This window comes from Streptomyces sp. NPDC002104 (genome assembly GCF_053593795.1).
Genome location: NZ_JBSFDF010000031.1, coordinates 73161 through 95082, shown reverse-complemented (window position 1 = coordinate 95082; position 21922 = coordinate 73161). Strand labels below are relative to the sequence as shown.

The window sequence follows — 21922 nt, the reverse complement described above, 5'->3', positions numbered from 1 at the left end:
GAGGCCTCGGCCGAGGCCGCCCGCAAGACCGCTCTGGCCGACGAGGACTTCGACGGCTTCGACGGCGCGGACTCCCTCCAGGTCGCCGCATCCGTGCTGGAGGGGGCCGGCCACCGGCCGAGGTGGCGGTGCGGCGTCGACTTCGGCTTCGGCTTCGGCTTCGGCTTCGGCTCAGGAGCTCGCGACGACGACTCCGAGGATCATCCCGCCGATCAGGCCGACGGCGCTCACGACTATGGCGATCGTGGCGAGCCGTTCGTGCCGGACCGTCTTGGCAACGATGGCGAGCACCACGCCGACCACCCCGAACACGATCGGCAGGAAGATCAAGGAGATCACGCCGAGCACGATCGCCACGATGCTCAGGACGTTGTTACCCGACGCGCCGCGCGAGGCGTCGTGGGGCTGCTGGCCGGTGGGCTGGTTGCTGTACTGCGTCGTCATCCGCCGCTCCTTCGGAGATCACCCTGCGACCTGGTCCCGAGATAGACCGGCCTGACCCTCAAGTGCCCCGAACTAATGGATCAACGCAGCTACTTGAAAGATTCCCAGCCCCGGCCCAACGCATCACCAGCTACGACGAAGACCACCGCGACGCCCCCAGGGTGACGCACTACGGTCGACACCCACGTCTGCGTGACCACTTGCCCATGCGCTGCCCGCTCGCCCGGAACATCTCGGCACGGACCTTCTCCGGGTGATCGACACGGTCGTAGCGCAACTGGAGATCGGCGGTACGGTCCGAGGCTTTCAGCAGCACCAGGCCGGGGCCGGGTGTCGGGCCCCGGCGCCTTCCAGGGGGCAAGCCGTTCACGGGGCCGGTCAGGTGTCGGCCTGGACGTTTCGGATGCCGAGCGGGAACTCGTAGGAGTGGCGGAGGAAGTTGCGGATCCAGTACAGGACCTCGGACTCAAGGATGAGCTGCGCGTCTTCGGCCGGTGCGGGGACGGTAGACCTCGGCGGCCTCGAGAAACCCGCACACAGCCGGGGGTTTGCAGGCGGCGATCGGGAGCACGAGAGCGTCACGACCAATCCGGTACTACACGAGGAGGTCCCGATGTCGGGCACAGAGAAGGCCAAGGCGCACGCTGAGCAGGCGAAGGGCACTGCCAAGGAGGCCATGGGCCGCATGGCCGGCAACAAGCGGATGACCGCCGACGGCCACGCCGACCAGGCCAAGGGCAAGGCCCGCCAGGCCAAGGAAGACGTCAAGGACACCTTCCGGCACTAGCCACACACACGACGGACCACCGTCACCCGCTGGGCCCCGACCCCCTCCCCCTGGGTCGGGGCCCAGCCACGTTCGGGAGCGGAAACCGTGAAACGACCACCACCGGCCGCTTCACCGTCCAAGGCGCCGGCTACTCACACGGATCTGAGTACATGCGCTCTGACGGGCACTCGGATGAATCCGAACACTGAGGCCATGCGAATCGAACTGCCGAAGCCCCTCCCCCAGCCGTTGGCGATCCTGGCACTGACCGCGACGTCGATCGCGGGATGGGCGGCCTGGCTGGGCTGGGACCAAGTCCGCTACGTGCAACCGGACGGGTCGGAGACCGGCCCCTACCAGCCGTGGCAGGTCATCGGACTCGTACTGACCCTGCTGGCCCTCGTCTCCTGGGCCGCTTCCCACCACTACCAAGCGGCCGCCGTCCTGGGCACCACCACCGGGCTGACGGTCGCCGCCTCCTACGACTGGTCCGACGACGGAAGCGGGCTCTTCGTGATCGGCGTTCTCATGATCATGTTCGGAAGCCTCGTCGTGACCGGTCTCCTCGCACCCCTCATCGCCTTCTGCACCCGCACGAAGCCCTGACCTCCGCCGACTCCTACGTCACGGTCCGGCGCGAGAGCGAGAACCAGGCCCTCATCCGCGTCAGCAGCCCCAAGTCCGCGGGGACGACTTCTCGGCCCGCCGCACCTCAGCAGAGCACGCCGCGGGGCGGGTCAACTGTCAGACCCCAGACGAGGTGCGAGACCGTACACGACACCTCCGGCCAACGGAGCGTGTGCGAGGCGGATCCGCCGTGCCAGGGCTCGACGTAGCACGACGATGTCACCTTCGGCGTCCCAACCTCGCGGCCGACGAGGCGCCTCAGCTGAGGAAGCGATCGAGCAGGGAGAGGGCCATGCCGAGCACCCCGAGCCCGAGTCCGATCATGCCGACCAGTGCCCAACGGTCTCGCTTCATGAGCTGCAGTCTCCGATCCTTGGGGGAACTTCTGGGCAGAGCCAATGCGTTCGCGTCCGCTCGCAGCACGATCCCTCCACGGACGGAGCCACCCAACGATGCCGCCGACGGGCACCCACGAGGTGACGTTGGGGACTTCGGCAGCGGTGTAGTGGCTCCGTACGAGGCCGTACCGTCCGGACTCGGCCTCGGCCATCGGGGGGGGGACGTCGCGGGTCGTGACGCCGACCTCATCTCCGCCTCGGTCACCGTCAGCCGGTAGCTGCTCTTCACGTTCGTCCGAGCCATCGCCCTCGTATGCCACACCGGATGGAGGCGAAACACCAATCCAGCTCAACGACTACTGCAGAATGGATCGCATGAGCGAATCGACGGAGCGGGTGCAGACCGCCGATCGTCTCTGGCAGGACTTCCGCCAGGAGCCCTTCCCCGACAGCTTGCGGCATGCCACGTTCGGGGGCACGCATGTGTGGCTCGTGGAGTTGGACGTTGCCGGCTGCGTTCTTCGTTGGCTCGACAACAGCGGCACGCTCGACTCGAAGGACAGCATCCTCCTTCAGAGCCGCATCGAGGACCTGGGCCAAGTCATCCCTGAAATCAATGACGTTGCAGGAGCCCAGCACTGTCGACGGTTGCACCAGCTGGCTCTGCTCGTTTCAGGGAGTCTGCCCATCACCAAATGAGGTGGCCCATTTGAGGTCGGACGGGTAGGCGACCGCATGCGGCAGCGGGTCACCAACCGCCCGAGCACATCCGCTGACACCGACAGCCTTCCGCCGACGAGACTGCACCGGTGACCATCCTGCCACCGCCATCTGACCCGCTCCTCCGGCCGATACGGGACCCGCGCGCCCGCGACCTCGTTCTCGACTACGCGGACATGCACGCCCTGGGGCCGAACTGGTTCTGCCCGCCAATGCGTCGATGTACGTCATGAGCGCGATGGAAACCTCCCGCGAGCTCATCCGGCACTCCTACTACCCGGTACGAGTTCGCCACCGCCGGCGTCACGCATTCCCTGTTCGCCCTGGAGCACGTCCTCGCGCAGCGCCTGGCCACGAGCGAGCCGCTCCACGACCTGATCGAACGCGGGCCACCGACGCAGGGCTCATCACGGCCGGACTCGCCGCCGAACTCCACCGCACCCGACTGCTACGCGACAAGCTCGCCCAGGGCGCCGAATCAAGTGCCGCCCTCCACCCGCTCCGTGCCGTCGCACTGGTGCGTGCCGTCTTCGACGCCGTCTCCCTGCTCCTTCCCCCACCCTCCACGGCCGAGGCCAAGGCCGCCGCCAGGGGACGAACACAGCCCACCAGCGGCCTCTCCCGACTGTGGGAGGCGCACCTGCATGCCCTGTTCCCCGACGGCTTCCGCGGCGTGGACTTCGACGGCGTGGACCTAGTTCTCCTGGACGCCGACGTCGCCGGCCTCGTACAGAGGGAACTGAAAGGCGGACTCGACGACAGCGGCATCGCCTCCCTCTGGGCCTGCATCACCAACCTCGACAGGATCATGCCTCACATCAACGAGGAGTACTGCGCCTCCTACTTCACGAATCTTCGTACCCTGGTCCGGTTCGCAGCAGCGCCCTACACACCCATCGCGACCTGACCACAGGGTGGAACAGCTTCGCGGGTCTCCCTGGCGTGTGGTCGGGGCCGTCCTGCGTGAAGAGGCTGGCCCTCCGACGTAAGGGCGCACCCGGGGCCCGGCGGGTGGGACCGTACGACCAGCTCCGGGGCACGGTGGGGGCGGAGCAAAGACCGGGGCGTCCGCGGCGCCCACGGATCGCGGCCAGGCACGCAGCCTTGACCCCACCAGGCCCCGACGCCGCACGGGCGGAGGCGAAAGCAGATGCAGTAGTAGCGGCGGGAGCGGGATTAGCGGCGAGGACGACGGGGCCCGTCTGATCGACGCCGACCCCCTCGCCGTGCACGCGGTCCATCGCGACGGCCATGACGGGCCAGGCCGGGGAGGCTGGTGAGGTACGAGTCGCGATGGAACCCGAACAGCTCTCCCCGATCGGTATCGAGAGCAGGAACGGATCACGTGACCCACTGCATGTGATCAAGGAACACGCTGCGCAGCGGATGATCCGATGGGCGGCTGGGTATGGCTCCCGATCGTCTGAGCAGGTCGCTCAGATACAGGCCGGCAGGAGACGTCATGGCTCAGGGCTCAGTAAAGACCTTCGACACGGAGAAGGGCGAGGGGTGGATCGCGGTCGACGGCGGCCAGGACGTGTACTTCCACGCCCACTCCATCCAGGCGGACGGGTACAAGGTCGTGGAGGACGGCCAGCGGGTCGAGTTCGAGATCGCCCCCGGAGCATCAGGTCCCGAGGCGGAACAGGTCAGGGTCATCGGCTAAGCGAGACCGGGCCAGCTTCAGCTTCCGGGGCCCGCGGTGCAGGACGGCCCCGGAAGCCTCTGGAGGCACCAGACGGGGCACCACATGGAACACAGGGTAGGCAAGGCCACCACCGACACCCTGGCCGTCGCCGCCCTCTGGGCACGATCCGCCCTGGCGGTCTAGAGCAGCAGTCCCCGGAACAACGGTCCCGCGGGATCGAGGGCCGTGATGCGGCTGGTCGGGCCAGCGAAGAAGGGGCCGGCGGGGTCCATCGCAGTGACACGCGAGGTGGGCCCCAGGAACCCGGGTCCTGCAGGGTCCATGGCCGTGATGCGAGAGAGAACCGGAAGACCCGGCCCGTCAGCAGCCTGGGCAGCAGGACCCGCCATCGCAAGGACAGCGCCCGCGAGGACGACAGTGGCACATACACGCTTCGTGTTGTTCATGCGCTGCCAACGATCTTGACGCACGGGGGTCACGCCGCATTCCGTGCCCACTCGTCTGTACACCGCCTGCATGAGTACTCAGGGCCGACTGATCGAGTCCACCGCCGAATTGCTCTGGGAACGCGGTTACGTGAGCACCAGACCAAAGGCGATCATTCAACGGTCCAGGGCGAGGGCCGTGACGTCGCGCCGATCCGGACGGGCGACACCGTGTGGATCGATCCCGGCGAACCGCACTGGCGCGGCGCCGCTCCCGGCAGCTTCATGGCGCACCTCGGCGTCGGAGGAGCGGCTGAGGACGGCTCGACCGTCCAGTGGCACACGAACCCATGGGGCGCCAATCTGCCTGAGGAACTCCAGACCGCGGACCTACGCCGGTCGGTCAGCTTGGTGTCGGGGCCGCAGCCCGTCCTGGCCGTCGGCGCGACCAGGGCAGCCCACCAGCCCAACCCCGGTAAGGGGCGCGTACTCCGCGATTCCGCCGGCCATCCCTTCTCTCTGATGACCTCCGACCCGGCCCGTTCCAGCCCGCCCCCCGTCGCCAGCCGGATCCAGCTCTGGTGCTTCCGCCTTGTACAGCGGGCGCGCGGCACAGGCGGCCGAGGTGGAGGCGGTGACGCCTTAGCGGCGCAGCATGTTGAGGTTCGCGTGCCTGAGCGGGGAGAGCGGGGAGACCTCGTCCTCTCACATCTTGATGCGATTGACGGCACCCGCGACGCTGCCGGAGCTCAACGAATCGCGGGTCCACCCCACGATCCCGCGGGCTCCGAACTCGCGGCCGCTGCCTGGAAGTACATGCTGCTGAGCGGAACACCGCGTCCGGTTCGGCGTCCGGCGGGAGGGGGCACCGCAAGTCTGAGCAGCCCGCTCCGAGGCCTTGTTCGCGTTCATCGGCACCAGCCCAGCCCAGGAATCAAGGCCGGCCCGCGCAGGGGATACGAATAGGACCCTAGTTCTTTATGGTCAGGCCTGCTTCAAAGGTTGGCCGTATCGGATCTCGTCTCCAAGGGATCACTTCTGCACAATGGTCGTGTGACGAACAACGAGAACGCCGGCGCACCGTCCATCAGCACGGGCCTGATTGCAGGCATGCTGATCGGCATCGCAGTGGGGCTGGTGCTCGGGCTGACTGTCTTCGACAACACGGCGATCGGCCTGGTGCTCGGCAGTGGAGCAGGTGGGGTCCTTGGCGCCGTTCTCCCAGCGGCGCGGCGCTCGCAGCGCCAGCCTTCCTGAGCTCTACGAGGCTGCCTCTGTCACCGGCGTCGCCCGCCAGACATTCACGGCGCCGGGAGGGCACCATTCACGTGGCCCGGCCGAAGGCCAGCACCGTGTTTGAGCTCCGGAGCCGCATCCACGCGGCTGGATCCTGATCGGACTTCCGCCCGGTCAAACGGGCGGTCACCCCCATGAAGGTCACGTCCCTGCCGAGGCCGTTCCCGTACCCGCGGCGCCGCTCGGTGGGCCGGACACAATCGCCGGAGTCGTGGATTTCTCGGAGCGCTCCGTCATCGGAGAATCAGTTCGTGGATTCCCATTCCTCTGAGGTCATTGGCCTGGCGTCGGGGTAACGCCGTTGGATCTCGCTCAGCACCCATGTGTCGGCTGTGCGGACATCCCAGTTGGAGCTGTCGAACTCCCTCAGGGTCAGCACGAGTTCGTTGCCAGCATAGCCCTCGAAGTCGCCGTCGATCGCTTGCAGGTAGGGCGCTTCCATGGCCAGCAACTGAAGGGTCGGGATTCCATTGCCTGCCGAAGCAGCCTTCATCATCCGAGCGAACGCCGGGTGTGGCTGGTCGTCGAACATCCGAGCCTTCCATGTCAGCCCAAGTCCGTAACTCCCGAGTCGGACCACAAGCTCAGCCAAGGTGACGTAACGGCGGCCATCCGGGCCGCCCGCGTGAAGTGCATCGTCCCGCCAGGCTGCAAAGGTGACCATCTGCGTGGTGGACTGCGTTTCAGTCATTGCCTCGGCAACCTGTCTCGATCTTGGAGGGTCGTTACTCCCAGCTCTTCCATTGTCCGAGCTCGCACCCTGCAGACGTAGCGGATTGTGGTGTCTCGGCCTGGTCCGTGGGAACACAGCAAACCGAACGGGGCACACAGGTGATCGGGCAAATCGAGCATGATCGGCTGCCCCTCTGGAGAGGTTCCGGCTGATCGTTGCAGGTCAGGTGGAGGTGTCGGTGCGGGGTGTCGGTGCGGGGTGTCGACTCGGATGGACTGTTGGTGGAGCGTCAGCTTCGGCAGGTCCGATGAATTGTCGGGTGTGGGGCAGGTCTCGCGCCGTGAGGGCATGGTCGGCCGCAGTCGATCCGGCGCACCGCGATTCCCATGGAGCAGTACCTTCCCGATCTGGTCGTGAGGCTGTGGCTAGGCAGCAGCGATCGGACGCTCCAGGCCGCCCAAGGCACGGGCCGCACCACACGGCCCCGGTTCGCCCTGACGATCGAGGTTGTCCTTGAGCCCATGGTGGGTTGACCCTCCGACCAGTTGGGCCGGGAGCAGGCACGGCCCGGCCGGGCGAGCATGGGGACCAGCGGGTCGACGAGGGCGCAACGCGCCTGCATGCAGTTGGAGTTGCCGGGCATACGGATGACACCTTCTGGAAGGAGTCATGATGCTCGGCATCGCGGCCGCAGTGCTGTTCTTCATCAGTTTCTTGATCAACGCGGCGGAGATCTCGACGAACCACGTATTCTCGTCCGGCAATTTCATGATCCTCGGCCTCATGCTGCTCGCTCTTCACGTGGCAGGCGTCGGCGGCACCTTGGCAACCCGTAGGCGACGCCGCTGAGCGCGGGAGAAGCCTCCCCGCTGTCACCGGCACTGGCGCCCGCGCACTCCGACGGACCCGGCGGGGAACCTCCCTCGCCGGGCGCCGTCATGCGCTCAGCGCAGGTCACGCAGCATCACTCGTCCTGCGCAACGCAGCCGGGGTGAGCTCCGGCGCGCTACCGCCGCAAGCCGCTTCGATGTGCCGCTCCACCACGTCAACCGCCAAGCCCCGGCCTAGCGCGGTTGGCGACCGCTACGCACCGTACCGGCAGCAGCCGCGGCGACACACGCGCGCCGTAGACCCCTGACTCCCCTTTTGGTGGGCCCCGGTGGCGTGCTGATGGGCATGGACGATGGTGGAGTCGACCGGGACGACCGAGGCGAGGTCACCTTCGGCGTCGGCCTGGGCGAGGAGGTCGGTGAAGGCCTTCGCCCAGGTCCCGTCGGCGGCCCACTTCCGCCGTCGGTCGATGGTGGAACCTCGGCCAACGGCACACATCAACCCACAATCGGATCACCCGAAGGGAACGCCGTGGTTGGAGGAGCCGGGAGGCCGCGAGTCGGCTGTGCTCAGTCATCCACACGGTGGACCACCCCTCTCGGAACGTCTTCGCCCTCCGGGGTGCCCGGTCACGGGTGATGTGACGTTCTTGCTGGATCGCGCGTCCGCGAGTCGGCCGGAGCCGGTCCCCCATCCCGGCCCGGGCGGCGAGAACCGAGCCGGCGTTCCCGGGCGGCCATCCGATGGTTGAGTTCCCGCCATGAGCTGATCAGCGCCGAAACGCACCGCTACTGTCTTGGACACGTCCACGACCACATGGGGGGTGCACAGATGCTTGAGCAGGCATTGGTCACGCTGGCGGCGGCAGGTGGTACGGCAGTGGTGACCGCAGCCGGCACGGAGGCATGGACCGGGCTCAGGCAGGCGGTGGCCGGCTGGTTCGGTCGGGGCGAAGCTCAACGCGAAAGCACGGAGCTCGCGCGTCTGGACCGAACCGCATCCATCGTGCTGTCAGCTGACCTCGACGAGGGCGATCTGTCCCGGGTTCGCCAAGAAGCCTTCTGGCAGGCACGCATCGAGTCCTTGCTCGAGAGCCTCGACGCCAGCGAGCGCGACGTGGCCGCCGGTAAACTGGGCGACTTGCTGGCCCGGCACGCCCGGCAGCGCGGAGTGTCAGCCGGACCAGGCGGACTGGCCGCAGGCGGCAACGTGGAGATCCACGCAGCGGGGCAGGGCTCGATCGCGGCCGGGGTCGTGCAGGGAGGGGTGCACATGGGCCCCCCTACCGCGCCGGATTCGTTCCAGGGCTGAACGGACCGGCTGCTCACCGCCCCTCACCTCACGGGCCCCCCGTGCCCATGGACACACCGGGCAGCATGACGGTCGACGCCCGTGATCACAGTCTTGCCGTAGGCACCGTCGCCGACGGTGGCCAAGTCGTCTACTACGCCTCGTCGCCCCCGGCGGTGCCCTGGCCGCGCCAGATTGGCATCTTGCCGCGAAGGGCCGACTGCTTCCAAGGCGTTCGCACCGCAGGAACGGCCCTCCGTAGGTCAGAGCACGACCAAGTCGTTGCCGTGCAGTGTCACGTGCTCGTCGGCCTCGGCGGTGTCGGCAAGACGCAACTCGCAGCCCAACATGCCCGCCGCGTCTGGGACGAGGGCACAGTCGATCTGGTCGTATGGGTCACGGCCACCAGCCGCGAGGCGATCACTGCCGCCTACGCGCGGGCCGCCGTGGAGATACTGGGTGCTTCCCCGACGGATCCTGAACATGCCGCCGCAGCATTCTTGTCCTGGCTTGAACCCAAACGATCAGCAAGCGGCGACAAGCACGACCCACACCCATGGTTGATCGTTCTGGACGATGTGCTTGATCCTGCCGACCTGAGTGGACTGTGGCCGCCCGACAGCCCCCATGGACGGACTCTGATCACCACCCGACGCCGCGATGCCGCCCTGAGTGGTTCCAAGCGCCACATGGTTCAGGTCGATCTCTTCTCACCAGACGAGGCCGTGGCCTACTTCACTGAAGTCTTGGCCACTCACGGTCGCCGAGAACCTGCCGGTCAGCTCGCGGCACTGGCCGAGGACCTGGGTCACCTCCCGCTCGCTCTGTCCCAGGCCGCCGCCTACCTCATCGATTCGAGCCTGGACTGTGCCGCCTACCGGCGTCGCCTGGCGGACCGCACGCGTACCTTGGCCGACGTGCTGCCAGAGCCTTCCGGCCTGCCCGACGACCAGCTCGCCACCGCCGATGCCGCATGGTCGCTGGCCATCGACCGGGCGGATCGACTGCGCCCGGCCGGACTGGCCCGAGGCATGCTTCAACTGATCGCCATGCTGGATCCGAACGGGGTGCCGAACAGTGTGGTCACCAGCAGGGCCGCCCGGGCCCACCTCGCAGCGGATCCGTCCGATGCCGGAGGCATGGATCGCCGTTCACGCACACCCATTTCCACCACCCAGGCAGAGGAAGCGTTACGGGCTCTGCACCGCCTGAACCTGATCGACCACACCCTGGACGGTCGATACGCATCAGTGCGCACCCACCGGCTCATCCAACGCTCTGTACGTGATCGGTTGCATCCTCGTACGCTCCACGGGCTTGCCCGGACAGCCGCCGATGCCCTGCTCTCCGTCTGGCCCGCACCCGCGCACGATCGCGTGCTCACCCAGACCCTGCTCGCCAACGTCTCGGCGCTGCGCAGGTGTGCCGAGGAAGACCTGTACCGACCCGACTTCCACCCGGTGCTCTTCCGCTACGGAAACAGCCTCGGTGCACTTGGTCAGGCCAACGCCGCGCTCGGCCACTTCCGCAAACTGTTCCGTGCGGCCTGCGGCGTCTTGGAACCGGACCACCCGCAAACACTCTCCACGCGGCATGAAATCGCCCGATGGCTCGGGCAGAAGGGAGACGTGCTCGGCGCCAGGGCAGCCTTCGAGCGGCTCCTGTCCGACCGCCGACGCATACTGGGCGCAGAGCACGCCCAGACCCTAGCCACCCAGCACAGTCTCGCGTACTGGCGAGGGCGGTCAGGAGACACGGCAGGTGCGATCTCCGCCTTCGAAGAGCTGCTGGCCGCCAGAACGAGCGTCCTGGGACCGGACCATTCGCGGACTCGTGCCACGCGGCAAGATCTCATCCGGTGGCGCGGGATGGCCGGGGAACCCAAAGCGGCGATGACGGCCTTCGAGGAACTCCTTGCTGATCAGCAGCGATCGATGACGCCGAATCACCCACGCGTGCTGGCCACGCGACACAACCTTGCCTACTGGCGGGGAATGGCCGGGGACGCACCCGGGGCGAAGGCGGCCTTCGAGGAACTCCTGACCGACCGACTCCGCGTGCTCGGCGGGGCGAATCTTCAGACCCTGAGCACTCGGCACGAACTGGCCAGGTGGCGCGGGATGGCCGGCGACCCCCTCGGCGCCAAGACGGCCTTCGAGGAACTCCTGACCGACCGGCTCCGCATCTTGGGGCCCGACCATCCCCAGACCCTGACCACGCGGAACGAACTGGCCAGATGGCAAGGCGAGTCAGGAGATTTCGTCGGCGCCACGGCCGCCCTCGAAGTCCTCCTTGCCGACCAGAACCGAGTACTCGGCTCAGATGATCTGCGCACCATGATCACTCGGCACGAACTGGCCAGGTGGCGCGCGATGGCCGGCGACCCCCTCGGCGCCAAGACGGCCTTCGAGGAACTCCTGACCGACCGGCTCCGCATCTTGGGGCCCGACCATCCCCAGACCCTGACCACGCGGAACGAACTGGCCAGATGGCAAGGCGAACGACCGGACGGTACGCCCCCTCCGTAAAAGCGCGACCCGCGGGCCTCCACCACGCCCCGGAGCAAGGGCAGCCCGTAGTGGGGGCGCCGCCACGACCAGGAGGCCGGATGGGTGCTCACGCACGAGCCCATCGCCATCGCCAGCGCCTGCGACGTCTACATCGCCCGCGAAACCCTGGCCGGCCCGAAGACATCGGGGGTCAGTGCCTACCTGGGCCAGATCGGGCATAGGACCGGTGGCGGGAAGTGGAGGCGGGAAGGGGTCAGGCTCCGGCCTGGAGACGGAGGCCGGCCAGGGTCAGTTCCAGCCCGGCCAGGAACTGCTCCCTGTCGTCGTGCCCGTCGAACTCCTCGACGATGTCGTGCACGAAGGGATACTCCTCCGCGTCGAGGGCGCGCCACGTCGCGGCGTAGTGCCCCAGGAACTCCTCGCGGCCAACCGTGCCGTCGAGTACCTGCTGGGGCGGCTCCTGCCCCATGTCGGCGGCGTTGGCGACCACGACACCGACGATCGCCGACACCGCGTGGAACCGCTGTCGTGGCGTGAGGTCGAGGCGGAGCGTCTGCCGGCCCAGTTCCTCGTAGAGGCGCAGCGAGTTGCCCTGCACGTCGATGTTGCGCATGAAGCGCGCGCCCAGCCACGGGCGGTCCACGATCGCGTCGAACATCCTGACGGCCATCACACGCAGGTCGTCGATCGGATCCGCGCTGCCGGTCTGCCCCTCGATGGCGGTCAGCACCCCGCCGAGCACGTGGTCGATGGCGCGGTCGAGCAGGTCGTCCTTGCCGGAGACGTACCAGTAGATGCTGCCGACTCCGGTACCGAGCCGCGCGGCGAGGGCGCGGAGCGTCAGCGCCGGCTCGCCCGCCTCGTCGAGCAGGGCCACGGCCGCACTGAGGACGGTCTCGATGGAATGCGAAGCGCGTTGACGTCCTCGGGAGGGACGGTCGGCGGGTCGTTGGCGCGGGCCTGTCATGGTTCCCATCCAATCACAGCTTGCGGATCTATCGAACCTCGTTCTATTGTCGAACGTCGTTCGATAGTCGGCGACGTTCCGAGAGGAGGCCGCCATGACCACCACCGCCACCGAGGCCGCCGCGCCACGCACCTATCCGTCCCTGCGCGCGGCATGGATACCCCTGGCCGCGCTCTGCCTGGCCTTCTTCGTCGAGATGGTCGACAACACGCTGCTCTCGATCGCACTGCCCACGATCGGCCGGGACCTCGGCAGCGGGACCACCGCGCTGCAGTGGGTCACCGGCGCGTACTCGCTGACCTTCGGCGGCCTGCTGCTGACGGCGGGATCGATGGCCGACCGGCTGGGACGCCGACGCGTACTGCTGGTCGGTCTGGCGGTGTTCGGCCTGCTGAGCCTCGGCGTCGTCGCGGTCGACAGCGCGGGCGGGCTGATCACCCTGCGCGCCGGGCTCGGCATCGCCGCCGCGGCGATGGCACCCATCACCAACTCGCTGGTCTTCCGACTGTTCGACGACAAGAAGCTGCAGATGCGCGCGATGACGCTGATGATCATCGTCGGCATGTCCGGCTTCGTACTGGGCCCGCTGCTGGGCGGCACCGCCCTGGCCCACGTCAGCTGGCAGTGGCTCCTGATCGTCAACGCCCCGATCGCGCTGATCGCGGCCATCGGCGTCCGCCTCGGCGTCCCGGCCGACCGGCCGCAGGACCTGACCCGCGACAAGCTCGACCTGCCGGGCGCGACCTTGAGCGTCACCACCATCGGCCTCGCCTGCTACTCGCTGACCAGCGGCGTCGAACACGGCTGGCTCTCCGTGGCCACGCTCGCGTCCATCCTCGGCGCGGTGGCCGCGGGCATCGCGTTCGTACGGCACGAACACCGCAGCGCCTCGCCCATGCTCGACCTGCGGCTGTTCTCCAACGGCACCGTACGCGGCGCCGCCATCGCGCAGATCGGAACGTCCATCGCTATGGCCGCCGTGATGTTCGGGCTGATCCTCCACTTCCAGTACGCCTACGGCTGGAGCCCCGTACGGGCCGGCCTGGCCAACCTGCCGATCATCATGACCATGATCGCGGCCACCCCCCTGTCCGAATGGCTCGCGGGACGGTTCGGCCACCGTTTCGCCTGCCTCACCGGCGCCGCCTGCCTGGCCGGCTCGCTGGCGGGCCTGTCCTGGGGCGTCACCCACGGATATTTCGCCATCGCCCTCTGCATGATCGTGATGACCATAGGGCTGCGCACCGTCATGACGATCTGTGCCATCGCACTCGTCGACGCCATGCCGAGCAACCGCACGTCGATCGGCACGGCGCTCAACGACACCGCCCAGGAGGTCGGAAGCAGCATCGGCACCGCAGTGGTCGGCACCCTGATCGCCGTACTCGTCACCACCCAGCTCCCCGAGGGGACGTGGAGCGCCGAGCTCGTGGCATCGTTCTTCCACGGCGAGCGGATCACCTACGCCGTACTGGCGGCCGTCGTCGGCCTGGTCGCGGCGGGCGGCGCGCTCACGCTCACCGACTCCCGCACCACTGAAGAGCCCGCCTGATGTCGACGGCTCCCCCGGGTTAGGGCATTCCGCTCGGTGTCAAAGTCGGCGCCGCGCTCGGCCGGCGGGGCTCCTTCGCCGCGCCGGCGGAGCTGCTCGCGCCGGCGGGGTGCGGGCGTGACGGCCCGGCCGCGGTTCGGGCGGTCGGGTCGGTTGGTCGGGAGAGGCGGGATGCGGTTCTACGGGGAGCGCCAGTCATGGGCGAATGCCTCGTGCTTCGGGGAACGGCGCTGTCTGGCGGTTTTCAGCTCCGTCACCGCGGCGTTGAGGGCCGCCAGTACTCTGGCTACCGCTTCTTCCTCGCACGCTGGTTCGTCCCCGTGCTCGTTTGCGTCGTCGGAGGGGGTAGCAACGACGTCCACGGCCGCGGCGAGGGCGATGAGGGTGGGCTCGCGCGCCTCCCATCGGCTCAGGGCCCGGCGTCGGACGGGTGACTCGGCGACTTCCAGGTGGTCGTTTCCGAAGGGCAGCAGGGCCCGTCGTCCGCGTGTGAGCTGGCCGGCCGCTTCGAGGGCGGCCTGGTAGGTCGCGGACAAGTCCAGGCCGCGGCGCCACAACCAGCCGTCGACCTTCTCGTACGGGGTCTGACGGATCAATGCCGATGCCGCCTCGGTCACGAGTTCGTCATGCAGCTCATACCGCTCGCCCGGCACGATGGTGTCGCCGTCCAGAGACGCGGTCTGCACGGCGAGGAGATCGATCAGCTCGGCACCCGCGAGCGCCAGCGACAGGTCGCCCTGCCGCACGTCGGCCCCGGGCCGTTCCTCCATGGTGATGATGAACAGGTCCTTTGCCGTGCTCACAAGGGCTCCCCTCGAAAGTAGTCCCTGAACCCGGATCGCCGGTCAGGCCTCGTCGTCGCTCCAACGCCCCGCCACGGGCTCGCGCTCGTTCCCTCGTGCGTGACCAACCGTCTTCCCCCTGCAAGCGGGGTGACACGCCTACTGAAGTGGAGAGCGGCTGATACGTGCCAGGACGGAGGCCCTTGTTCCTCCGTCACCCACGGGCTACTTCCCCCGTTTGCCCATGTAGATCCCCGTGCATATCGCCACAAGAGCGACGATCAGTAGGAGGATTCCAGCAGGTCCTTCGGGGAACCACAGGGCGGCAAGGTTCATTCGGGGTATTTCCTTCGTCTCATGTGACGCTCCGATGCGGCGCTGAGGAGATCGGTCTGCTGGTGCACCCTCGGCCCGGTCTACCGCGCGGCACGGATCACCGCGCGGCCGTACGAGGGCGAGTGAGGCGACGCGAGCGGTGATGAGCGGTTCTGCTGCGCCTAGCCAGTGATCACACTGGGCGGGGGCGGAGGAAGCGGAGGCGCACTCGGGAAGGCCGGAATTGCCCCACCGGGCGAGCCCGCCCCCTGCCCGCCCGCGGGCGTCCCGCAGAACGCGTCGGCGACCGCGGTCAGCGCAGGACCGACCCCGGGAGGCATCTCGTTGACCGTCCCCGACGCCGGAAAACCGAACGAGATCATCAACTGCTTCAGTGCCACCACCATGGGGGCGGGAAGCCTGTCCAGCGCGGCGACGATCTGCTCACCCGCTGAAATGCCGCCCAAGGGAACGTTCCCCGTGTGCGTGTCGTCCGTCATCGTCTGGTCCCTCCAGGGGGGTTGGCGGCTCTTTCCACCGCTCTTGCTCGCCCACAGGAGATCCATGCACAGATGCGGCGGTCGGATGGGGGGACCGATCGCGGAGAGGGTCAGTCCGGGGCCCGTGTGCCCATGTGCGGGCGGGTTTCAGCTGGTCGGCCGGTCCCAGGCGCCGGGGGTCAGCGGGTCCAGAGCAGGGTTCGCTGCGAGCCAGGCCCGGTAGGACGCGCGGACGATCTCGCGCGGCTCCGGCATACGCCCGTCCTCCGGCGCGGCCAAGCCGTCATCGAGGGCTAGAAGTTCCTCCGCGGCGTGATCCGCGGCGCCCTCGTCGGCCGGCATCCCCGTCAACAGCGCCACCCTGTCCGTGACCACCGCCTGGTGCAGTCGGTAGGAGCGCTCCTCTCCGGTCGTGGCGCCGCCTTGGTGCGCGAGCGCGGCCAGGCGGGTGGACCAGCGCGTCATGTGGTCGGCTACCGCCAGCAGGTCGTACGGCAAGGTGGCGTACAGGCCGCCGGGCGGATCGGTGAGCACCTGCGGGTGCTCCTCGCCCGGGTCCTGCGCATGCAGCTCGCGCGTCTCGTCGTCCACCGGTGTGTTCCCTTCGAGTCCGCGGCTGGACCGAGATGGTCATCCGCCCCCGAATGCCAGGTGTAGCGGTACGTGTTCCCCGTTCGCAGGGCCTTTCCTGAACTGGCCACCGTGGCCCGTAGAAACTTGGGACCGAAGACCTGGCCGCCTCCTTCGGAGACGGGCACCGCCCAGACATCGGCTGCCGACGCCGGGGGGCTCCGCCACCCCTCCTGAAGCGACGTAGCCGGGCGGCCTTCGCGCGAGTGCGGAGCTGGGGTCGGGGCAGGCGCAGGAGGCGCCGGTGACGTCCGTTTGGCCTCACCTCTCGTGCCATCGCCCCCGACCCGCAAGGAGAGCTGACATGCAGAAGCCCCCGTCCCAGCCCGAGCTTCCGGACCGTGTACCGGAGAAGCGTGACGCCGTCACCCCGGACCTGCCGCCCCTCGGTCCGGGCGCTCCCGACCTCCCGGCCGCCGAGCGCGGAGGTACCCGGCATGACGACCAGGTGCAGGGCGGCGGTGAGGAGAACGACGGCGTGGGGAGCGAAGCCACGGAGGGCGAGGAGCTGCCCGCCGGCCCGGGCAACGCCAAGCCCCAGGAGCCGACCGGCTGACGTGTCGGGCGTAGGGCTCTCGGAGTCGTTCCCGCTCGATGAGGACGGGCCCTCGGTCGGCTCCCGGCGCCGGCCGGGACGGGGGCCGTCCACCTCGGAGACGTCCGCTGCGCCGAGCCCGCGGCGCGGCGCAGCGCGCCTCGTGCACATGCGGCCCGCCATTCCCGCACGCAGGATGGGTACGCCTCCCTGCTTCCACCGTCAGGACCCGTTGCATGCCGGAACCGCGCGCGCCAGAGCCACGACGACGCCCGTCCCTTTCCCGTCCGCTCGCCGGCGCCGGAGCCGGCGAGTCCTCCTGCGGCAGCGGGAGGCTGTGATGTCGGGAGGGTCTCCGCCAGAACACACCTCGGACGGACGCTACGTCGTCATCAACGGCAGACGCTGGCGGGCCACCGACCCCGACCTCCCCGCCGATACCGCCGCACGCCTGCGCAAGCACCTCATGGCGGCCCGGCGCGCCGTCGGCGCCGCCCTGCGGGCGCACGACGAGGAGGCAGAACGTGAGGCCAGGCGCCGCGTGCAGACGGCCAAGGTCGCCCTCGGAGAACGCGGCACCCCGTGGTGGGACCAGACGAATGCGGAACGCCGGGCGCGCTGGCTGCAAGGACTCGCGACGCTGGACGGGGAACCGGGTCCGGAGTGAGCAGAAGCACCGCCCGGGCGGACGCCGCGATCCGCAGGCGGACGGGAGTGGACGGGAGTGGACGGTGACACCTGGTGGCGGCGTGCCGGGGCGCTGTCCGTGTTCGGCGTCAGCGGGCCCGGCGGATACGGATCGGGCCGCGGGCCCCTGCCGGATCCACGGGCCGGCCCGCCTGGGTGATCTCCACCTCGCCGGCCGCGACCAGCCGACGGGCCGCACGGCGGGCCGGTTCCATCAACGCGCGCCAGCCGTCGTCGTCCCCCTCGTACACCGCCCGCGCGGCATCCGAGGGGCAGATCGTCGACATCGGGCCGCGACGCTCGAGCAACGCGAGGATGGCCCTTTCCAGGCGCCGGTCCGTCTGCCGCTCGGTGTTCGTCACCGCGTCAGTATCCCAAGGACGGGGGTGTGAGCCGGGCCGGCGCGTACGCGCGTCTCGTTCGGGGCCTCGACCGCCTCAGTACCGCCCCGTGCTCATTGGGCAGCCGTACGTGTCACAGCAGGCGGCCGGCCGGATGCCCGCTGGGATCGTCGGCCAGCTCGATGGTGACCTTCACGCGCTTGCCCACCGGCTCGCGCCGCACCTCGAAGCTGCGGCACACCGCCATGGCGATCTCCAGCCCGTGCTGCCCGACCCGGCCGGGATCGGGCCTGCTCGGCACGGGCAGGGGGGCTGCCGTATCCCACACGCTGATCTCCACGAGCCCGTCGCGGACCTCCAGGTCCACCAGACACGGCCCGGGCGCGTACTTGTAGGCGTTGGTCACCAGCTCGCTGACCACCAGCTCCACCATGCCCATCGCACGGTCCGACACCGGCAGCCCGTGCTCGGCCTGCACCGCGGTCATGAACCTGCGGGCGGCACGCCTGGCCTCCGCGATCGGTTCACTTCCGTCCAAGGCCATGGCCGACACGATCGGACGGCAGACCATCAACTCATCCTGGGGCACCACAGCAGCCATACGTACGCCACCCTCGTCTCGAGCAAGCCACACGGCTGCTTTCAGCCCGATACCCCGAAAGGGCAGCCCTACACAGGGGCACGGGATGAAAATCCGACCGTCTCTCGATCCGGGTCGGAGCCCCGGGGCATTCCGCGGACCTGCAGGCGAGTCGGCGCCGCCGTCAGGTGGCGTCCGAGCCGGCGGAGTGAGCCGGTATCGGTTCCTGCGCGGTCGCGGTCCGCTCCTGGGCGGCGCCGGCGGTGGTGCTGTCGCTCGTGGCTGTGAAGTGGTCGAGGGTTCCCGTGAGCTGGAGCAGGCGGTCCAGGCCGGTGGTCCTGTCGACGAGGTGCAGGCGCACCCCGGCCGCGTCGGTGTGCCGCCGGATCATCAGCAGGGTCGCCAGGCCGGTGGAGTCGACCGCGGTCATGTTCCCGCAGTGCAAGTAGAGGTCCTTCAGGTCGCCGCGGTCGGCCAGCAGCCGAGTGACGCCGTCGAGGAGGCGGTCGGCGCAGGTGTGGTCGAAGTCGCCGTGCAGCTCGATGCGTACGGTGTCGTCCGTGTCCACGTACGTCAGCCGGAGCGGGGTCGGGGGTACGAATTTCATGCGGGAGTCCTGGCGGCGGGGAAGGGGGCGCTGGTCAGACAGGCAGTGCCGGCGCGGAGGATCGCGCAGGCGCGGGGGAAGTCCTTGAGCTCCCGGCCGAGGATCTCCAGGACGGGGGGCAGGGACTGCGCGGGGACGCCGCGGGCGGTCAGGATGCCGGCGGTCCACTGGAGGAAGCGGGTGAAGACCTCCTCGTCGTCGATGTAGAGGGCGGTGGCGAGGAATTCCACGATGTGGGAGAGGTCTTCGGCCGTGCGCTCGCGCTGGGTCTCGCTGTACCCGCGCATCGCCGGGAAGGCGTCCTCCAGCCCCTCGAACACCGCTCGTACGAGCTGCGGTCGGGTGCGGGCGACCACGGTGTACTCCTGGTCGGCCAGGTGGGGCAGGTCGTCGATGGCGTGGTGGGCGGGCCCGGTGCGGGGCAGCGGCCGAAGGGCGAGCTCCTGCGCCGCTCTGCGGGCGTCGGGAGCCCAGAAGTCCGCCTTGAGGAGACGGGCGTACCTGCCGTTGGGGCCGAAGGCGGCGCCGCCGACCAGGACGGGGGTCCCCGCGGCCTGGCAGGCGGTGATCGTGGCGTGCGCGGTGGGCAGGCGGGTGGGGATCGAGCTGGAGAGCGCCACGAGGTCCGGGCCGGTGGAGTGGATGTGCGCGATGAGGTGGGGTGTGGGGACCTGTGCGCCGAGGTAGTCCACGCGCCAGCCGCGCAGTTTCAGTACTTCCGCCAGGAGCCGGGCGGGCAGGGCGTGCCATTCGCCGTCGACGCAGGCCACCGTGATCCGGCCCTGTGCGGGTGTCGTGCGCGCCGCCGGGTGCTGGGCGACCACGGCCACGGCTCGCTCGTTGATGGCGGTCGCGGCGTGTTCCTGGGCGACGGTGATGCGGTTGGCGGCCCATTCCCCGCCCACCCGTCCCTGAACGGGGGCGATCACGTCGAGCAGGGCGGCCTCCGGGTCCAGGCCCTCGTCGAGCGCCCTGCGCACCGCCGAGGTCGCGGTCGCCTCATCGCCGCGCAGAGCGGCCTCCAGCAGCTCGTCGGTCAGGAGTCCGAGTGCGGGGATCCGCACCGTTTCGATGGTCATGAGGTGAACCTGCCCCGCGTGTGGCCGTCCACCGCACTGAGATGGTTGGAGCGGGGAGCGGAGATCACGACGACGGCCATGTCGTCGTGGCTGCCGGTCCCCACCCATTGGGACGCGAGCATCTGCACCCGCTCCACCACCGCCTCGCCGGGCATGCCCACGCACTCGGACAGGGCGCGGAACAGTCGTTCCTCACCGAACTGCGTACCGCCCATGGGGCCGCCGCGCGCCTCGCTGATCCCGTCCGTGTAGAGGACACAGGTCTCGCCCGGCGCCAGGGTCACCTGCACGGTATCGGCGCTGACCTGTGGGAGCGCACCGACCAGGGTGCCCTTGGTCGGTGCTTCCTCGACCCGGCCGTCGGAGCGCAGGATCAGCGGTGCGGGGTGGCCCGCACTGGTCAGCCGTAGCCGCACGGTGTTGCCCTCGCGCACCGCGGAGGCGAGGACCAGGGTGGCGAAGCGGGTGTTGTGGGAGTTGAGGAGCGAGGTGTTCAGCAGGCTGAGGATCCGCTGGTGGTCTTGCGCTATCGGGAGCAGCGCGTGGAGCGTGTTGCGGATCTTCCCCGTCATCACGGCGGCTTCCAGGCCCTTGCCGCACACGTCTCCGAGGACGACCAGCGATGCGTCGCCGTCCTCGGACGCGGGGTGGACGTCGTAGAAGTCTCCGCCGATCCGCTCGTGTTCCTTGGAGGGGCGGTAGCCGCCCGCGTACTCCACGCCGGAGACCTCGTGCAGCGAGGGCGGCAGGAGCTCGCGCATCAGGACGTTGGTGATGGAGGTCTGCTCGGCGTAGAGGTGGGCGGCCGACATCGCGGCGCCGGCACGCGCGGCGAACAGCCGGGCGAACACCTCTTCCTCCCCGGTGAACCCGGCGGATCCCACCCCGCGGAGCAGGACCAGGGCCCCCGCGGGGACCCCGTGCCCGGGCAGGGGGGTGATGACGATGGACCCCACGGCGCCGAATCCGTCCGGGATGAGCCAGGCCGGCGCGGTGGCGGGGTCGATCCAGCGGGAGGGGACGGGAGGGAAGCCCTGCAGGGCCTCTCCGAGTCCGGGGACCTGGTCGGGGTCGGCTCCGATGCGGGACGACGAGGGGGACCCGCCGCGCAGGCACGCCACCACGGGCAGCTCGCGGCCCCGGGACGGGGCGATCACCAGGGCCGCGTCCGCGAGGTGTTCGGCCGCCATGCGCGCGGTGACGTCCATGCACCGCTCCAGGTTCAGTGACGACAGCAGCAGGTTCGACGCCTCGGTCAGGAACGCCGTGCGTTCGCGCTCCGCCCGCAGTGCTTCGCGGGCCAGCCGGTGGTCGGTGTCGTCGACCAGCCACCACACCACCGTGTCGTCCTCGCGGACCGTCGGATGGGCCTCGTAGACACGGTCGCCGACCGAGCCCTGCACGGCGGGGCTGCCCGCGCCGGCCGGCCGCGCGCGGGCCGAGGAGAGCCAGGCGGGTACCGCCTCCGCCATGGACGCGCCGGGGCGTGCACGGGGGAAGATCAGGCCGGCCGCCTCGTTGACGGACACCAGGACCGACTGGCCGTCCGTTACGAGCACCGGATAGGGCGCCTCACCCCACGGGCCGCCGGCCACGGAAGGGTCCGAAATCGCCTCGGTGGTATTCACCACATACTGAAGGCCCGCTGCGCGAACCCCTCACCTCATCACATCGAAGAAGACAGTTGCCCTGCGGCAACTATCCTCCACATGCCGTCCGGCTGACAACCTCGCCCCCTCCTGCCCTCCTCCCCCGCGCCGTGCGGCCCGGTCGCTC

General features: G+C 69.3%; 23 protein-coding genes. 12 read left to right on the top strand and 11 right to left on the bottom strand.

Annotation, left to right across the window (positions count from 1 at the left end):
* Positions 1-171: 171 nt before the first annotated feature.
* The gene (locus tag ACWCP2_RS24825) at positions 172-444 is read right to left on the bottom strand and encodes a hypothetical protein (protein ID WP_450910776.1); all 273 of its coding nucleotides are present in this window, start codon (positions 442-444) and stop codon (positions 172-174) included.
* Positions 445-1057: 613 nt separating this feature from the next.
* Here ACWCP2_RS24825 and ACWCP2_RS24820 point away from each other — a divergent pair.
* From ACWCP2_RS24820 to ACWCP2_RS24795, 6 genes are all read left to right on the top strand, one after another.
* A complete protein-coding gene (locus ACWCP2_RS24820) occupies positions 1058-1231 on the top strand; it encodes a CsbD family protein (RefSeq protein ID WP_450910775.1) in 174 nt (57 codons plus the stop codon).
* A gap of 195 nt (positions 1232-1426) precedes the next feature.
* A complete protein-coding gene (locus ACWCP2_RS24815; RefSeq protein WP_450910774.1) occupies positions 1427-1819 on the top strand; it encodes a hypothetical protein in 393 nt (130 codons plus the stop codon).
* Positions 1820-2553: 734 nt separating this feature from the next.
* Positions 2554-2877, top strand: coding sequence for a hypothetical protein (locus tag ACWCP2_RS24810; protein ID WP_450910773.1), 324 nt, complete (start codon positions 2554-2556; stop codon positions 2875-2877).
* A 538-nt stretch (positions 2878-3415) separates the two neighbouring features.
* Positions 3416-3805, top strand: a complete 390-nt coding sequence (locus tag ACWCP2_RS24805; protein WP_450910772.1) for a hypothetical protein — start codon at positions 3416-3418, stop codon at positions 3803-3805.
* Between the two features lie 555 nt (positions 3806-4360).
* Entirely contained in the window at positions 4361-4564 is a 204-nt protein-coding gene (locus tag ACWCP2_RS24800) for a cold-shock protein (RefSeq protein ID WP_450910771.1), read from the top strand.
* Between the two features lie 1460 nt (positions 4565-6024).
* Entirely contained in the window at positions 6025-6228 is a 204-nt protein-coding gene (locus ACWCP2_RS24795; protein ID WP_450910770.1) for a hypothetical protein, read from the top strand.
* 283 nt (positions 6229-6511) lie between these two features.
* Here ACWCP2_RS24795 and ACWCP2_RS24790 read toward each other — a convergent pair whose 3' ends face one another.
* Positions 6512-6958: a hypothetical protein gene (locus ACWCP2_RS24790; RefSeq protein ID WP_450910769.1), complete on the bottom strand. Its 447-nt coding sequence runs from the start codon at positions 6956-6958 to the stop codon at positions 6512-6514.
* A 651-nt stretch (positions 6959-7609) separates the two neighbouring features.
* Here ACWCP2_RS24790 and ACWCP2_RS24785 point away from each other — a divergent pair.
* The 3 genes from ACWCP2_RS24785 to ACWCP2_RS24775 all read left to right on the top strand — a co-directional run bounded on the left by ACWCP2_RS24785 (position 7610) and on the right by ACWCP2_RS24775 (position 11589).
* Positions 7610-7789: a hypothetical protein gene (locus tag ACWCP2_RS24785; RefSeq protein WP_450910783.1), complete on the top strand. Its 180-nt coding sequence runs from the start codon at positions 7610-7612 to the stop codon at positions 7787-7789.
* Between the two features lie 813 nt (positions 7790-8602).
* The gene (locus ACWCP2_RS24780; protein ID WP_450910768.1) at positions 8603-9082 is read left to right on the top strand and encodes a hypothetical protein; all 480 of its coding nucleotides are present in this window, start codon (positions 8603-8605) and stop codon (positions 9080-9082) included.
* 65 nt (positions 9083-9147) lie between these two features.
* Positions 9148-11589, top strand: a complete 2442-nt coding sequence (locus ACWCP2_RS24775; RefSeq protein WP_450910767.1) for a tetratricopeptide repeat protein — start codon at positions 9148-9150, stop codon at positions 11587-11589.
* A 235-nt stretch (positions 11590-11824) separates the two neighbouring features.
* Here ACWCP2_RS24775 and ACWCP2_RS24770 read toward each other — a convergent pair whose 3' ends face one another.
* Positions 11825-12472 (bottom strand): TetR/AcrR family transcriptional regulator, encoded by a 648-nt coding sequence (locus tag ACWCP2_RS24770; RefSeq protein ID WP_450910782.1) that lies wholly within the window; start codon positions 12470-12472, stop codon positions 11825-11827.
* A 160-nt stretch (positions 12473-12632) separates the two neighbouring features.
* Here ACWCP2_RS24770 and ACWCP2_RS24765 point away from each other — a divergent pair, with 160 nt between their 5' ends.
* Entirely contained in the window at positions 12633-14090 is a 1458-nt protein-coding gene (locus ACWCP2_RS24765; protein WP_450910766.1) for an MFS transporter, read from the top strand.
* A 179-nt stretch (positions 14091-14269) separates the two neighbouring features.
* Here the strand turns inward: ACWCP2_RS24765 and ACWCP2_RS24760 are convergent, their stop codons facing one another.
* From ACWCP2_RS24760 to ACWCP2_RS24750, 3 genes are all read right to left on the bottom strand, one after another.
* On the bottom strand, positions 14270-14893 hold the full coding sequence (locus tag ACWCP2_RS24760) for a GPP34 family phosphoprotein (protein WP_450910765.1): 624 nt from the start codon (positions 14891-14893) through the stop codon (positions 14270-14272).
* 476 nt (positions 14894-15369) lie between these two features.
* Positions 15370-15687, bottom strand: coding sequence for a hypothetical protein (locus tag ACWCP2_RS24755; protein WP_450910764.1), 318 nt, complete (start codon positions 15685-15687; stop codon positions 15370-15372).
* A 147-nt stretch (positions 15688-15834) separates the two neighbouring features.
* Positions 15835-16278, bottom strand: coding sequence for a hypothetical protein (locus ACWCP2_RS24750; RefSeq protein WP_450910763.1), 444 nt, complete (start codon positions 16276-16278; stop codon positions 15835-15837).
* 343 nt (positions 16279-16621) lie between these two features.
* On the opposite strand from ACWCP2_RS24750, the gene ACWCP2_RS24745 reads away from it, so the two are divergent.
* The gene (locus ACWCP2_RS24745; RefSeq protein ID WP_450910762.1) at positions 16622-16873 is read left to right on the top strand and encodes a hypothetical protein; all 252 of its coding nucleotides are present in this window, start codon (positions 16622-16624) and stop codon (positions 16871-16873) included.
* Positions 16874-17192: 319 nt separating this feature from the next.
* On the top strand, positions 17193-17519 hold the full coding sequence (locus ACWCP2_RS24740) for a hypothetical protein (protein WP_450910761.1): 327 nt from the start codon (positions 17193-17195) through the stop codon (positions 17517-17519).
* A 109-nt stretch (positions 17520-17628) separates the two neighbouring features.
* Here the strand turns inward: ACWCP2_RS24740 and ACWCP2_RS24735 are convergent, their stop codons facing one another.
* From ACWCP2_RS24735 to ACWCP2_RS24715, 5 genes are all read right to left on the bottom strand, one after another.
* Positions 17629-17901 carry a DUF3253 domain-containing protein gene (locus ACWCP2_RS24735; protein WP_450910760.1) on the bottom strand — a complete coding sequence of 91 codons (273 nt, stop codon included), beginning with the start codon at positions 17899-17901 and terminating at the stop codon, positions 17629-17631.
* Between the two features lie 112 nt (positions 17902-18013).
* The gene (locus ACWCP2_RS24730) at positions 18014-18424 is read right to left on the bottom strand and encodes an ATP-binding protein (RefSeq protein WP_450910759.1); all 411 of its coding nucleotides are present in this window, start codon (positions 18422-18424) and stop codon (positions 18014-18016) included.
* Between the two features lie 220 nt (positions 18425-18644).
* A complete protein-coding gene (locus tag ACWCP2_RS24725) occupies positions 18645-19067 on the bottom strand; it encodes an STAS domain-containing protein (protein ID WP_450910758.1) in 423 nt (140 codons plus the stop codon).
* Positions 19064-20146, bottom strand: coding sequence for a cobalamin B12-binding domain-containing protein (locus tag ACWCP2_RS24720; protein ID WP_450910757.1), 1083 nt, complete (start codon positions 20144-20146; stop codon positions 19064-19066). The genes ACWCP2_RS24725 and ACWCP2_RS24720 overlap by 4 nt, the downstream gene beginning before the upstream one ends.
* Positions 20143-21618 carry a PP2C family protein-serine/threonine phosphatase gene (locus tag ACWCP2_RS24715; RefSeq protein WP_450910781.1) on the bottom strand — a complete coding sequence of 492 codons (1476 nt, stop codon included), beginning with the start codon at positions 21616-21618 and terminating at the stop codon, positions 20143-20145. The genes ACWCP2_RS24720 and ACWCP2_RS24715 overlap by 4 nt, the downstream gene beginning before the upstream one ends.
* Between the last annotated feature and the right edge of the window lie 304 nt (positions 21619-21922).